This window comes from Enterococcus sp. AZ015, from assembly GCF_050499225.1.
Classification (GTDB): domain Bacteria; phylum Bacillota; class Bacilli; order Lactobacillales; family Enterococcaceae; genus Enterococcus_D; species Enterococcus_D entomosocium.
In genome coordinates this window covers 94,905-110,103 of sequence record NZ_JBMHEX010000001.1, presented here as the reverse complement: position 1 = coordinate 110,103, position 15,199 = coordinate 94,905, and the positions used below count along the sequence as shown (strand labels likewise).

The window sequence follows — 15,199 nt, the reverse complement described above, 5'->3', positions numbered from 1 at the left end:
CTTTGTGTTGTTTCTAGTCTATCAAAAAAGCAGGAGTAAGGGGAAGAAAAACTCTTATTGCCGCTAAAAAACGGGGAAAAGCACAAAACGCATGTTCAAGCAGCCCCTCCTCCGTTATACTGAGGGTAAGATACGAAACACCCAAATAAGGAGGGTTACTTTTGAAAAAAACACTGTTTTTTCTTTGTGGATCACTGACATTCGGTTTAGGTACTTTAGGAATATTTTTGCCTTTCTTACCTACAACCGTCTTTTACTTGCTGACGGCTTATTTCTGGCTGCGGAGTTCCGATACCTATTATCAACGCTTGGTTCAATCAGAAAATTATCAAAAATACATTGAAAAACCACTCGTACAAAAACAGCTGAGCACCAAAGGAATGCTCCGGATGTTTGCCATGATGCTGATAGTTTTTGTAATTCCTGCACTATTGATCTCCAATCTGCTGGTACGTTTCGTCCTCGCTGCCATCTACCTCGCCCATGTCATTGGGATCACTTGGTATTTAAAAGGACGCAAACCTGCGATCCAAAAAACGGATCAGCCCCTGTAAGTACGACGCTAAACGAGCACGCCGTAATCCACCAAGCAAGCGAACCTTGCTAGTGGACTGCGGTGTATTTTTTTCTCCTATTTTAGCGGGTGCTCACTGACGCCTCTTCGATGATGGGGGCTGATTGGGCGATCGCTAACCAAGCAGCAGGGATCCGGTATGGGGAACAAGAAACATAGTCGATGCCGATCTCTCGCAAAAATGCAATAGAATAGGGATCGCTGCCGACTTCGCCACAAACACCGATCGAGTGCTCTGGCTGCCGATCTCTTACGCCGGCGATCGCTTGACGCATCAACGCGCCAACACCTACCTGATCTAAGTGCTGGTAAGGATCTTCTTGTAAGATCCCCGACTGCAAATAGACTTGAATAAAGCTGCCGGCATCATCCCGCGAAAAGCCAAAGGTCATTTGGGTCAAGTCATTGGTACCAAAACTAAAGAACGCCGCCTCTTCAGCACACTCCCCAGCAATCAAGCACGCTCTAGGCGTCTCGATCATCATCCCGATCTCGATGTGCAACGGTTGCTGAAGGGTTGCTTCTGCTTGAGCGATCACCTGTGACAAAGTCTCTTTCAACACCTGCAGCTCTGCGGGCAAACTGATCAGGGGCAATAAGATCGCCGCCTCTACCTCGACTCCTTGCTGCCGCAACTCCACAGCCGCTTCACAAATCGCCGCTGTTTGCATTTCATAAATTTCTGGATAGCTGAGTCCTAAACGGCTGCCGCGATGCCCCATCATAGGATTGACCTCTTGCAGTTCGTCAATTCGCCGCTCGATCACTGCCAATGATTTTTTACTGCGGCGGGCCATCTCAAGGCGTTCATGCTCATGGGGCAAGAATTCATGGAGTGGTGGATCTAATAAACGAATCGTGCATTTCTTTCCTTGCGCGGCCTGCAGCATTTCTTGGAAATCGGCTTTTTGATAAGCCTTGATCTCAGCCAAAGCCGCCAATCGTTCCGCCTTCGTTTCTGCCAAGATGACTTCCCGCATTTTCCACAAACGCGCTTCCCCAAAAAACATATGCTCCGTCCGTGCTAAGCCGATGCCCGCTGCACCAAAGGCCAGCGCAGCCTCAATGTCATTTTTCGTTTCCGCATTTGCGTAAACCTTTAGATCTGCCTGGGCTTGTGCCCACGTCAAAAGCTGATCCAGCAAAACCCGCTCCTGTACACTGGTCATAGGCAGCTGCCCTTGATACAGTTTGCCAGTGCTGCCGTCTACGGAAAGTACGTCACCTTCTTCAATCAGCAGCTCGCCGCAGCGGGCCTGTTTCAAAAATGCATCGACACTTAATGCCTCGCACCCTACCACACAGCAGACCCCCAGACCACGGGCGACCACCGCCGCATGAGAAGTCATCCCCCCACGAGCGGTAATGATCGCTTCACTCACCACCATGCCTTCAATATCTTCAGGTGAGGTTTCCTGCCGCAACAGCAGGACTTTTTCTCCTGTGCGGCTGGCTTTTTCCGCCGCCTCTGCAGTGAAATAGACATGTCCTGAAGCTGCCCCTGGACTAGCCGGCAAGCCCTGCGCAAAAGCTTCGGCTTGCTGCAAGGCTTCGGGGGCAAATAACGGGTGCAACAATTGATCGATCATTTCTGGTGTGATTCGGTCTAAGGCTTGCCTGATGGTGATCCGACCTTCTGCGACCATATCCGTTGCAATTTGCGCTGCCGCAGCGGCGGTTCGTTTGCCGTTTCTTGTTTGCAAGACAAACAACTGGCCGTCATCGATGGTAAATTCAATGTCTTGCATGTCTTGATAGTGATCCTCCAACCCCTCAGCCAGTTGCTTTAGTTCCTGATAAATCACAGGATGTTGTTGCGCCAACGCTTGGATCGGTTGTGGTGTACGAATGCCAGCAACCACATCTTCCCCTTGAGCACACACTAGAAATTCGCCGAAAAGTCCCGGTTCCCCGGTTGCTGGATTGCGGGTGAAGGCGACACCCGTCCCACTATTTATCCCGCTGTTGCCAAAAACCATTTCTTGAATCGTTACGGCAGTCCCTAGATCGTCAGGGATCCGATGGAGGGAACGGTAGGTCTTAGCCCGTGGGTTGTTCCATGAGCGAAAAACTGCCGTGATGGCTGCCAATAATTGCTGAAACGGGTCTTGGGGAAACGCTTCTTGGGTATGTTCCATATAAATACTTTGAAACACGCGGCAGATCATTTGCCAGTCATTGCCGGTCATCATTTGGTCTGACACATAATTCTGCCGTTTCTTATAATCTGTCAAATAGGCTTCAAAGTGTTCTTTTGCTACACCTTTCACCACATCCCCATACATCTGGATCAAACGGCGGTAACAATCATAAGCAAAGACGGGGTCCCCCGTCTGCTGAGCCAATCCTTGGACGGTTTCATCATTCAACCCAAGATTTAAAATCGTATCCATCATCCCTGGCATGGAAAACTTGGCACCACTGCGGACAGAAACCAATAACGGCGAGTGCAGTCCGCCAAATGTTTTGTTCCTGAGGACTGCCAATTCTTCGATGGCAGCTTTGACTTGCTTGATGATCGCCTCAGGAAGAACCTGTTCTTCTAAATAGGTCAGGCAAATGGTGGCCGGGACGATAAATCCCTGAGGAACAGGCAAACCCAAATTGGTCATCTCCGCAAGATTTGCCCCTTTCCCGCCTAATAATGCTTTTTGCTCTTTCGTGCCTTCTGAAAACCATACGACTGCTTTTTCCATCATGTTCCTCCTTTTAAATGTTATATACTATTTCGATTAATTAGCAGTATATAGTATGACACATTTAATCGTCAAGCCAAAAAAAGAAAACTTTTAAGGGATTTATCCTTTTTAAAAGAGAAGGATTGCCTTTTCATTCGGAAAATCATATAATCAATAGCATAGCACATAAAAGAAAGAAGGTGACACATTGGAATTAAGCCAAAGACAAATGAAAATCATTGAGATCGTCAAAGAGCATCAGCCGATCAGTGGGGAGACCATTGCGAAGCAGTTGGGTTTGAGCCGCGCAACCTTGCGGAATGACTTATCGATTTTGACCATGACCGGTTTATTAGACGCCCGACCGAAAGTCGGCTATTTCTATACAGGACAAACCGTTGAGCCTTTACTTTTCGAAAAACTCTACCATACCAAAGTTGCAGAAGTCATGATCCCACCGTTGCTGATCTCACAAACGGTCTCCGTTTATGAAGCAGTCACGACTTTGTTTATGTACGATGTCGGTTCCCTCTATGTCAAAAATGACCAAGACGAACTGATTGGGGTACTCTCCCGCAAAGATCTGCTGCGCTTTGCGATCAGCAATGCCGCACCGGAAAAAACACCCGTAGCGATGATCATGACTCGCATGCCAAACATCGTGACCATCACACCGGAAGAAACGATCTTGACGGCTGGTACGTTGTTAGGACGACATGAAGTCGATACCTTGCCAGTGGTCGATCCACAGGAACCAAAAAAAGTCATCGGCAAAATCACGAAGACGCGGCTGATGAATTACTTTATTCAAGCAGGCAATGACAGTGACAACACACACTTTTAGGGGGCAAAAACAATGAAGAACGTTCGAATATATTTGATTTCAGATTCCGTAGGCGAAACGGCACAAAAGCTGATCGCCGCCGTTTCCGCGCAGTTTCCCACGATCGACCTTTCAGATATCCAGCTCTTTCCCTTTACTAATGATGAAGAGAGCTTAGGCGAGATCCTCAAAGATGCCTTGCTAGACAAATCGATCGTCGTTACCACCTTAGTCAATAAAGAATTAGTCGCTTTTGTTGATGCCTTTGCCAAACGGACTGGCTTGCAGCATGTCGACTTTATGTCGCCCTTGACCACGATGCTGGAAAAAACATTCGGTGTAGAAGCCGTCCAAGAGCCTGGTGCCTTGCATCGCTTGAACCAAGCATATTTCAGCCGGGTGGCCGCGATGGAATTTGCGGTGAAATACGACGACGGCAAAGACCCACGGGGATTTCTCGATGCTGACTTTGTCCTATTAGGGGTTTCGCGAACCTCAAAGACCCCATTGAGCCTATACATGGCAAATCGCGGCTACAAAGTGGCGAATCTGCCTTTGATTCCTGAAGTCGCTTTGCCAGCCGAAGTGCACCAAGTAGACCCACGGAAAATGGTCGGTTTGACTACGAATCCAGAATCCCTTACGGAAATCCGGCGGTCCCGGATGCATTCATTGGGCTTGAAAGAAGAAACCCATTACACCAATTGTGAACGAATCGAAGCAGAATTAGCCTACGCGAATGAATGGTTCAAAAAGCTGAACATTCCGGTGATCGATGTCAGCAAACGCTCCATTGAAGAAAGCGCGATGCTGATTGAAGAACAAGCCAAAGAACAGGCCCATGTTCAATAAAGACACCTTGGCAAACCTGACCGAGATCATCAACTTGGAAGCCATCCAGCAGCTGCCGAAAGCTACCGAGCATTTTGTCAGCGATCTGCATGGCGAATACGATGCCTTTGACCATATTTTGCGGAATGGTTCTGGCAGTATTCGAGAAAAAGTCGAGACTTTGTTTACCGGCGTCTTGACGAAAGAAGAACAGACCGAACTCTGTTTTGTCATTTATTATCCAGAGGAGCTATTACAAGAACAGGCCTGGACCCCTGCCGATTGGCGCTTGAAGATGGCACAGCTAGTGAAAGTTGCCCGCTTTACTTCCAGTAAATACACACGCTCCAAGGTACGCAAAGCATTGCCGACTTCTTTTGCTTACATCTTAGAAGAACTGTTGTACCAATATGATGCCGACTTCAATAAAGAAGCTTACTATCAGGCGATTTTTGATAAGATCATTGAATTAGAGGCAGCCCCGCTTTTTTGCCAAGAACTGGCGTACTTGATTCAGCGTTTCGTAGTGGACCATCTCCATGTCTTAGGCGATATCTATGATCGAGGACCGGCGCCAGACAAAATCGTCGATCGCTTGATGACTTTGCCTTCACTGGATATTCAGCTAGGCAACCATGATATCTTGTGGATCGGTAGCTTTTGCGGCTCGCTGCCCTGTTTGGCCAATACGATCCGCATCGCTGCTCGCTACGGCAATTTGGCATTATTACAAGATGGTTATGGGATCGATCTATCAAAAGCACTGGCTTTTAGCCAAAAATATTACACAGAAAATGCCGGCTTTTATCCGCAAAAAACAGTGGACCCTTTATCAAGCCAGCAAAAAAAAGCCGCCATGCTTTTGCAGCAGGCATTTGCCATCATCCAATTCAAAGTCGAAGCAGCCGTGATCCAGCGGCGACCGGCATTTGCGATGGCAGAGCGCTGCTTATTGCATCGCTTGTCTCAAGATCGACAACAAATCCAGCTAGACCAGACCTATCCTTTGATCAACGGCTGTTTTCAACTAGTAGATCCCGATGATCCTTACCGTTTGACAGCCGAAGAACATGAAGTATTGCAAGATTTGCTGAGCCAATTTCAACGCTCGCCCCGCTTAGCTGCGCATATGCGCTTTTTGGTCGAGCATGGCACATTGTACCAGCGCTTCAACGACAACCTACTGTATCACGGCTGCCTGCCTTGTCGGGAAAACGGCGATTTCCTGGCCTTTACTTTCCAGCAGCAGCCCTTAGCAGGCAAAGCGTTGATGGACTTTTTTCAGCAATGTTTGCAGGAAAGTTTTGCCCAACCAGAAAACCAAACAGACCTTGCCACCGATATGATCTGGTATCTTTGGTGTGGCGAAGGCTCTTCCCTCTTCGGCAAAAAAGCCATGAAAACCTTTGAGCGCTACTTTATAGCAGATCGCAACACTCATACGGAACAAAAAAATGCCTATTATTCTTTAAGGGAAAACGAAGACTTCTGCTGCCGTGTCCTAGCTGCCTTCGGTCTGCCGCCGACAGGCCACATCATCAATGGCCATACCCCTGTCAAAGTGCGTAAAGGCGAGACGCCCATCAAGGCAAATGGTCGTTTGTTGGTGATCGATGGCGGACTCTCTCGCTCCTACCAATCAGTCACAGGCATTGCCGGTTACACGCTGTTGTCAAATTCCTTCGGCATGACCTTGGCGGCGCATCAACCCTTTACAGATCGCCAGCAAGCCATCCAGCAGCGACGTGACATCGTCACTCAGAAAAAAATCGTCGTGCGGCAAACGGAAAGAACAACGGTAGGCCAAACAGATATCGGCAAGCGGCTGCAGCAAGAAAGCCGAGTGCTTTTTGAAGAATTAAAAAATCATCCGATCCCTTGACGAGTCATTCGTCAACCAATCGGATGATTTTTTTTACAGTCCTTTGGAACTATGAAAGGCTTTGAGTTTTTCCAACGCCTGCAGCACAATGATCAAGACCAAGATCGCTAACGCCAAAAAGAGCGTTTCTAACCCTTTTCCTTGCGCTAAAAGCAGCTCTCTTAAAATTGCTGTGATACTGATCAAAATCAAGTAACGCACCGGAATATGGTGACCTTCTTTTACGTAACGCAATAACATCAAAATAATTTCCAGTAAAATAAACAATGTCGCGATCTCTTCGATCAATAAAGAAAGATCGCTAACTTCATGCAGTGGGATCACATGGACAACGATTTTGTAGATCGCTTCCGCCATCACCACCAAAACCAACAGAACCAACAGTCCTAACATAATATCAACCACAACACTAATCAATTTTTCGAAGTGCTTAAAATACTTTCCCATAACACCCCTCCTCGCACTTATTATAGCGAAACTACTCAGAATCACTTTATGATATGCTTGCAAGTGCAGCTTTTTTTATGGAGGCAGTGAATAAAAACGTAAGACAGCTCTTTTCTGTTCCAGCAATCCTCCAAAAAACCTTCCTCTTTGCTACTTTTTGAAGTCTCAGAGTGAGGAATCGCGCATCCTTCGTACACTTGGTGTGTTCGTGGCTCTGACCATAAGCAAATAAAAAAGCTAGGCTCAAGGCCTAGCTGAAATGGTCCCTTTAGATGAGATTGATTTTTACAGTCAGGCTCAGTGAGGCCCTTCGACTGTTAGATCAACATTTTCACTCGTATCTTCCGCAGCTTCGTCGTCGCTATTGGAGGTTTCTGAAGACGGCTCAGTCGTTTCACTGCTGGAGCTGCTTGTTGTAGTACTGGTCGAACTCGTACTGGAAGAGCTTGAAGAACTGCTGCTAGCGCTACTGCTAGAAGTATCGCTGGTGGTGGTTGATCCGCCACTCGGCGCGGTACTCGAACTGCTTTCGCTACTTGCAGAAGTGCTGACGCTAGGCTCTGTCTCTGCTTCACTTACGGAAACAGACGTGCCTTCATTTGTCGACGCTTCGATCGAGCGACTAGTCGTTGAAGGCGATGTGTAAGAACTAACACTGGCTTCATAAAAAATCTGACTGGAATCAGAGGTTTCTTCGATACTGCTGCTTGCTGTCTGGTAAGGTGGCTCGGAGGAACTACTGGAAGAATCTCGTACAAAGGGCGCAGCCACAAAGGCATTGGCGTCTTGATTGATCGCCACACTCAAAAAAACCGCAACAAAACAACTGACTAATGCCGACTGCATATTGAACTTAAATTTCATCGCACTCCCCATCCTTTCCCCAAAAATGTGGTTGGCTCTTCCGACAACGCTCTATCTCATTCTTATATTATACAAAAAAAAGCAATCGTCAACAAATTAAGTTTTATTTTCAAAAATGACAAAGACATAATTGTCTGTTGCACAAAAAAAGCCCGAGGACAACTGCCGATCACCTGCGGGCCCATCCCTTCACTAAGGGTTGGCAGATACGACGGATGCTTGTTCCTCTGGCTTTAATGATTCCTTTATTGTTTAACCCCTTCTATTTATAAGTTACGCAGATGGTTGGGGTCATGGATCGGTGCTTCAATATCGCTGTCTCCCATGCGGGGCGTTGGATGGACGGACTCATCTGGCATTGCTGTTTCGCCTGGTAACGGTTGATCGATGATCGGACCAGTATCTGCATCACGATCGGTTATTTTGTCCATCGGCTGATAATCGTAGACACCGACAACGAGTTTGTCTCGTTCAAGGTCATCACGATAACCATATAACGGATCATGCTCATCATGCCTATGATCGGAATCGCCGAAAGAAAAAGCATCTTTGATTTTTTCCCAAAGCGAACGATCTTCATCCTCACTAGCTGCCTGCTCCACTTCCACATCGTCGATGGATTCTAACCCAAATTGATCGATGACTGTTTGATTCGCAAACAGCACGATATCCTCTTTGCCATAGCCTTCGTTTGTCAATTGCTCAATAACCGGTAATACTTCTGTTCGAGTGTCGTAACTGCCAATAATCGTTAGGTTTCTGTTGTGCATGTGAAATCCTCCTTATTTTGTGTACGCTTCGATCGTTCTGGTTCTGAAGCAATTCCTTTAAAACTAGCAATTTCTATTGCTTCTTTCATTCTAACGCAGGGTTCTATGATTGACCAAATAGTTTGATTGCGCTTACGGAAAACAAGCGGTTTCTTGAAAAAAAAACTAGCTGCTCCGGAAGAAGCGGATCCATCATAAAAAAAACGCGTGAGCCAATGGCTTGCACGCGGTTTTTTTGCTTGTTACTTGGAAACGATCAGTTTTTGACCGACAAAGATCGTATAGCTGCTGTTGATGTTGTTCCATGATGCGAGTTGGCTGATGCTGGTATTATATTTTTGTGCCAGTGACCATAAGCTGTCCCCTGATTTCACCGTGTGCGTCTTCGTTGAACTGCTGCTGGTATTCGTATTAGAAGACCCACTGCTAGCAGACGTCAAGTAGGCACCACTGACCCAGCCTTTGCCAGAAACATAATACCATTTGTTCGTGCCATTGACGGTCGTCCCGGTTTTTGTTGCGGTAACCGTGACGGTTGCTCCTTTACTTAAAGAACCAGTAATACTACTGCTGGTAGAAGCATCGGAACGAACATTTAAAATCTCGGTGGTTTTCATTTGCTGATTTGTGGTTGTTGAACCGTTATTATTGGAAGAGCTGCTGGTTGTTGTCAAGTAGGCACCACTGACCCAACCTTTGCCAGAAACGTAGTACCACGTTTTATTGCCTTCCACTGAAGTGCCGTTCTTTTTCGCTGTCACGGTAACGGTCACCCCTTGACCAAGCGTTGTCACGACACGGCTGCTGGTAGAAGCATCGGAGCGGACATTCAATGCGGCCGTCGTTTTCATTTGTTGATTGATACTTGAACCATTGTCTTCTTTTTCCGCTTCAGAAGCATTATTGTTGGTCACTTCAGTAAGGTAGGCACCGCTGACCCAACCTTTGCCAGAGACATAATACCAATTTTTGTTGCCATTGACTGATGTGCCGGTTTTCATGGAAGTGGCAGTAAAGGTCGTGCCTTTGCTAAGTGACCCTACCACTGATCCGCTAGTGGACGCGCTAGAACGAATATTCATCGCTTCCGTCGTCTTCATTTGCTTGTTGATCGTCGTACCGGAATTGCCATTGTCAGAACCGGTGTTGCCTGATCCGCTATTGTTGTTTGAAGAGTCGGTCGAAACCTTCGTCAAATACGCGCCGCTGACCCAACCTTTGCCAGAAATCTTATACCACGTGGTGTTGCCATTGACGCTGGTGCCGGTTTTGGTCGCCGTTGCCGTAAACGTCGTATTAGCTGCTAACGAACCAGTAATAGAGGCACTGGTGGAAGCATCGGAACGAATATTCATAGATGACGTGGTTTTCATCTGCTGATTGATCGCTGTTTCATCACTGACGATCGTTTCATTGCTATTGCCGCCACCTGTGTTTGAGCTGCCAGTATCATATTGCGTTAAATTATACGTACTGATCAAATTGTTTAATTTGCTGGCATAAGAAGTATCGGTTGCATACCGCCCTTGTAGCCAAGCGGTTGCTTGCGTGTAAGAGGTCGTATTGCTTTTCCATGCACCGCTGTAATAGTAGTTGCCGCTAGAAAAACTCGTGTTGCGCAACACATATGCATTGTCTTCAAAAGACTCTTTTAATGATGGGTATTTCCGAAACTTAGCGCTGATCAAATAATAATTGCCAGAACCATCATCTTCATAGGTATCCATCGTCACGTATTGGCCGTTGTAGCTGCCTTTGATCCCAAACATATTGTTGGCTGTGGTCGTCAAAGTCGAGGCGCCCCAACCTGATTCCAAAATCGCTTGTGCCATCATAACAGAAGCATACAGATCGTTTGCTGCCGCCACTTCCGTTGCATAGCCGCAAATCTGACTGATAAAGGCAGCCGGATCGATCGTTGCCCGTGAAAATAATGCCCGACTAGTCAAATCAGAAAGGGCTGATGGTACTTCATCTGCTTCTAAGACTTCATCACTAGCGACTGTTGTGCGTTCTGTCGTCGCTGTTTCTGATCCCTCAGTAACTGCTTCAGCTCCTGACTCCTCCGTTATTTCCGAAGTTTCTTCGGTCACAACAGGTGCTGTCGTCGATTCTGTCGTTTCCTCAACCGGCGTGCTGTCGGTTTCTGGTGTAGTGTTTGTTGTTTGTTCAACGACCTTAAGGTCATTGCTGGTTTCTGTCGTTGCCGTTTCAGCCGCATGCCCTAAGGTCGGGATAAACGTTGATCCCGCTACTAAAGTAGTAGCCATCGTAATACTTTTTTGGGTGTATTGCGTGCGCTTCAAGCGCTTTTCTAAGCGGCGTCGTTCTTTACGAATTGTCATTTAATCCCTCCGTCGTATTAGCCTTTTTTTATTGTAACACGATTTATTAAAAAATGGGGGGTTAAGATGAAAAAACAGTGAAATCAACGAGATAAATTCTTGCTATGAAACAGTTTTCTCTTTTGCTTTATCAGCCAATACTCTGTTCTAAAAAAAGAAAAAAGAGTTGTTTTAGCACCAAAAAAGCAGCCTTTATCAAAAAGACTACTTTTGGTGAATTGTTATTTAATAACAGGTGCGGGCTTTTTGGCTTTTTTTAGCATCGCATAGCCTATGTTGAGAACAAGCCCAAAAAGTGCTAAGAAAATTGCCGTATAGAAGGCTTTTGTATAATCTCCTTGGTTACTTTCTGCGATTGCTGCTGCAACTCTGGGGCCAAAGAATGCCGCCGTAGAATAACCAATAAAGACGATTCCATAGTTGACCCCTTGATTGATCGGTCCGTAATTTTCCATAACGATCGATGGGAAAACCCCCATCACGCCCCCGAAGCACAGTCCTAAACCGATGATCCCGACAGTGAAGATCACAGTTGTTTGACCAAGCGTCAATAAGAATAAGGACAATGCCACCACGCCATAGATGATCATCAACGTATTCGTCCGACCAATTTTATCAGAAACGGTGCCCCAAAGGACACGACCAAAACAGTTGCTCAATGAGTACAAGCTGACATAAAAGGCAGCGGCCGCTGCCGTCAAACCAAACATACTTTGCCCGATCACTGAGGCGTTGGAAGCAATCATCAAACCTGAGAAAGCCCCTACCCCTAACATAACAATAATCAAGTAAAAAGTTGGTGTCTTCAGCATGTCCAACCAATTTAGATTGATTTGAGGACCATTTTTTCCTTGATCCGCTGGTTGCCAACCTGCTGGACGGTAATTTTCTGGTGCTTTACGAATAAATAGACTAGCCACCAAGACGATCACGATATAGGCAATTCCTAAAATCCGAAACGCCGCTAAGACATCTTGTGATTCGATCAAACGATTCGCAATCGGTGCGGCAATAATCGCTGCCCCACCCATACCTGCTGTGATCAAGCCCGAAGCCAGTCCCCGTTTATCCGGGAATAACCGAATCGTATTGCTTAAACAAGCCGAATAGGCAAAGCCTTGCCCTAAACCAGCAAAGACTCCATAAGTCAGGTACAGCATAGCGGGTGAGTTGACCAAACCCGTCAGGAAGAAACCCGCTCCGAACAACACGCCTCCGCCAGCGATGACCCATCTAGCGGCTCCTCGGTCTGTCAGCAAACCACCCAAAATCATGGTAATCGGGCCAACTGCGGCATTGATGGTAAAGGCTAGCATGATCTCTTCCATGGACCAACCTTTTAATTGACTAAGAGGTCCTGCAAAGACACTAAAGGCGTATACAGCACCCGTACACAGCAACACTGCGGTCGAAGCGATCAGAATCAGCCAGCGATTGATTTTTGTTTCCATTTTTTCTCTCCTTTGTTTTATGCATGTTACTTTATTCACATGTTTTTTCAAAAGCTAGCGCGCGTGACAAGTCACAACGCGCAAGGCTTTTTATTCGAGATGTTCTGCGACTGCTGTATTTCCAGCAATCCGGCCAAAAGTAAAGATGTCTGTCAACGAATTGCCGCCTAAGCGATTGCCGGCATGGATCCCCCCAGCAACTTCCCCTGCTGCATACAGCCCTTCAATGATTTGATCTTCCTTCGTCAACACATGGGTTTGCGGATCGATCTTCAATCCCCCCATCGTGTGGTGAACCGCTGGTTTTCTTGGTGTGGCATAGAAAGGCGCTTTTTCCACTTTCAAGTCGAAAACATCTTTGCCAAACTCTGGGTCTTTCCCAGCATCCACATAGCTGTTGTATTTCGCAACAGTCGCCTCTAAGACGGCTGGATCAACATTGATCTGCTCTGCCAGGCCAGCCAAGGTCTCACTGCGGAACAGCGTACCAGCAGCTACTTGCTTATCGATTTTTTCTTGACTCGTGTTATAAGCGGTTTTCTTGATCTCTTCATCCGCGATCAAATAGAACAATCCGCCATTATCGATCGCCGCTTGGGTCAATACATCGCGGCTTTCGTACTCATTGACAAAGCGCTCCCCCTTTTGATTGACCATCACAAAGTTAGCTGGCGGCACTTGCAGCCCACTGAATAAAGCCCCTGTGTTCGGATCAGATACGGGCATCATTTGTGAAAAGCCCATGCCAACAAGGTCCGCGCCAGCACTTTCCCCTAGTTTGATCCCGTCACCAGTGATCGCTGGTGAATTTGACGTTTTGATATCGTCTTCGATCTCTGTCCAATAGGTATTGTATTGTTTCAACATTTTGGTGTTCGCTCCGAACCCGCCGGAAGCCAAAATCACTGCTTTGGCATGGATTGTGATTTTTTGACCGTTACGGCCTTCCCCGATGATTCCAGTAACCTTACCATCTTCGATCAATAATTCTTTGACAGGCGTATCAGTTAAGATCGTTCCGCCATGTTCTTTCACGAATTGATGCAAAGCCGATACAAAGGCATACCCTTCGTTTTTAACTGGTTTATGCCCACGGCGCCATTTCGCTCCTACTGGCATATCGACATTGTTCATATCAAATTCTACGCCGATTTCTTCTAACCATTTCACTGAGGCCAATGCTTGATCCGTCAAGATTTTCACTAGCTCGTACTTCCCATAGATCGGTTGCCCATTCAAATCTTTGCGTTTTCCGCCTAGATAAGTTTGGATTCGATGCCACAAAGCAGAATCAAACAAGTATTCTTTTTCTGGCGTCGTTTCTGAAAGATACGCAGTGATTTGTGCCTTCAAAGCTTTGAAGTCTGGCAAGTATTCTGCATCGATGTCTTGTTCATCGATCGTCAGCACTTCTTCTAAAGCACTGCGTTCGCCAGGCAATGCGGAGAAGCCGTTTTGCCATTTTGGATCCGCAGCATTCATCGGTCCGCCAGTACGTACAGTATTGCCACCAATCGCTGGGAATTTTTCTACTAAGATCACGTCTTTATTGGCTTGCAGCACACTGGCAGCTGCACTCAGACCTGCGCCGCCACCACCTACGACAACGACATCGGTAGTGTACGTTTCATCTTCTGTTTGCAAAGCACTGGCGGCTTTTGGACGTTTGCGCAAGACATCTGGGTTCGCACCAGCCATTTTCACGGCTTTTGCTACGCCATCAACGACACCGTTACTAGTAACCGAAGCACCAGAGATCGCATCGACATTCAAGGTTTGCCCTTCAATGATCTCTTGAGGAATCCGTACGAAAACGACATCAGCGATCCCTTCTGATTCACCAGACGTATCGATATCGATGGCTTCGATCCGTTCTTCGCTTAATTTGACGACCATTGGCAGATCCCCGTTATGTCCTGGTGCTGTGACGGTGTATTCACCAGGTTCATAAACGACTTCTTCTGGTACGTTCAACAAATTGGCGACTTCCGTAAACCGAACGAACTTGCGGAAACAGCTTTCCAAAAAGTCGATCGTTCGTTGATCTTTTAAATTGCCTTGTTCATCAAAGGCTTGATGCGCACGTCCCAACAAGAACTCATTTCCTGGCATAACTGTCGCATTGACACCTGGAGCGTCAAGGATTTGGCGCAAATGAAGCTGTGCTCGGGAGGAGCCTTGCACATCGTAGGATGCGCCGACGATCATCACTGGTTTGCCATCAAAGGGATGGAGATTGAAGGAGAGCCATTCCAAGACGCTTTTCAATGCGGAAGGAATCGAATGGTTATGCTCTGGTGTTGCGATAATCACTCCATCGGCTGCTAAAATCTTGCTATTTAACCGTTGGATCACTTCGCTATTGGTTTGATCTTGTGTTTCATTGAACATTGGAACATCCTTGATTTCCAGCAGTTCAATTTCTGCTAGGGCAGCAAATTCTCGCTGCATAAACGCTACTAATTGGCGATTGGTCGATTTTTTGGCGTTCGTTCCGATTAGGCCGACAAATTTCATGACTAGTTCCTCTCTTT

The 15,199-nt window shown here is 46.7% G+C and carries 11 protein-coding genes; 4 read left to right on the top strand and 7 right to left on the bottom strand.

The window, feature by feature from the left end; genetic code table 11:
• Nucleotides 1–161: 161 nt before the first annotated feature.
• Complete coding sequence (locus IGK85_RS00485; protein WP_008376632.1) at nt 162–554, top strand: YbaN family protein; 393 nt, start codon at nt 162–164, stop codon at nt 552–554.
• A gap of 82 nt (nt 555–636) precedes the next feature.
• Here IGK85_RS00485 and ppdK read toward each other — a convergent pair whose 3' ends face one another.
• Nucleotides 637–3,270, bottom strand: a complete 2,634-nt coding sequence (gene ppdK, locus IGK85_RS00480) for a pyruvate, phosphate dikinase (protein ID WP_008376633.1) — start codon at nt 3,268–3,270, stop codon at nt 637–639.
• A 190-nt stretch (nt 3,271–3,460) separates the two neighbouring features.
• On the opposite strand from ppdK, the gene IGK85_RS00475 reads away from it, so the two are divergent.
• The 3 genes from IGK85_RS00475 to IGK85_RS00465 are packed head-to-tail and all read left to right on the top strand — an operon-like array spanning nt 3,461 to nt 6,788.
• On the top strand, nt 3,461–4,096 hold the full coding sequence (locus IGK85_RS00475) for a helix-turn-helix transcriptional regulator (protein WP_005232817.1): 636 nt from the start codon (nt 3,461–3,463) through the stop codon (nt 4,094–4,096).
• A 12-nt stretch (nt 4,097–4,108) separates the two neighbouring features.
• Nucleotides 4,109–4,927 (top strand): pyruvate, water dikinase regulatory protein, encoded by an 819-nt coding sequence (locus tag IGK85_RS00470; RefSeq protein ID WP_005232818.1) that lies wholly within the window; start codon nt 4,109–4,111, stop codon nt 4,925–4,927.
• A complete protein-coding gene (locus IGK85_RS00465) occupies nt 4,917–6,788 on the top strand; it encodes a fructose-bisphosphatase class III (protein WP_008376638.1) in 1,872 nt (623 codons plus the stop codon). Before IGK85_RS00470 ends, IGK85_RS00465 begins: the two co-directional genes overlap by 11 nt.
• Before the next feature lie 33 nt (nt 6,789–6,821).
• Here the strand turns inward: IGK85_RS00465 and IGK85_RS00460 are convergent, their stop codons facing one another.
• The 6 genes from IGK85_RS00460 to IGK85_RS00435 all read right to left on the bottom strand — a co-directional run bounded on the left by IGK85_RS00460 (nt 6,822) and on the right by IGK85_RS00435 (nt 15,182).
• The gene (locus IGK85_RS00460) at nt 6,822–7,235 is read right to left on the bottom strand and encodes a phosphate-starvation-inducible PsiE family protein (protein ID WP_005232820.1); all 414 of its coding nucleotides are present in this window, start codon (nt 7,233–7,235) and stop codon (nt 6,822–6,824) included.
• A gap of 297 nt (nt 7,236–7,532) precedes the next feature.
• Nucleotides 7,533–8,099 (bottom strand): hypothetical protein, encoded by a 567-nt coding sequence (locus IGK85_RS00455; RefSeq protein WP_008376641.1) that lies wholly within the window; start codon nt 8,097–8,099, stop codon nt 7,533–7,535.
• 266 nt (nt 8,100–8,365) lie between these two features.
• On the bottom strand, nt 8,366–8,869 hold the full coding sequence (locus tag IGK85_RS00450) for a general stress protein (protein WP_008376644.1): 504 nt from the start codon (nt 8,867–8,869) through the stop codon (nt 8,366–8,368).
• Nucleotides 8,870–9,111: 242 nt separating this feature from the next.
• A complete protein-coding gene (locus IGK85_RS00445; protein ID WP_008376646.1) occupies nt 9,112–11,214 on the bottom strand; it encodes an SH3 domain-containing protein in 2,103 nt (700 codons plus the stop codon).
• A gap of 221 nt (nt 11,215–11,435) precedes the next feature.
• A complete protein-coding gene (locus IGK85_RS00440; RefSeq protein WP_008376648.1) occupies nt 11,436–12,665 on the bottom strand; it encodes an L-lactate MFS transporter in 1,230 nt (409 codons plus the stop codon).
• A 90-nt stretch (nt 12,666–12,755) separates the two neighbouring features.
• Nucleotides 12,756–15,182, bottom strand: a complete 2,427-nt coding sequence (locus IGK85_RS00435) for a flavocytochrome c (protein WP_008376650.1) — start codon at nt 15,180–15,182, stop codon at nt 12,756–12,758.
• Between the last annotated feature and the right edge of the window lie 17 nt (nt 15,183–15,199).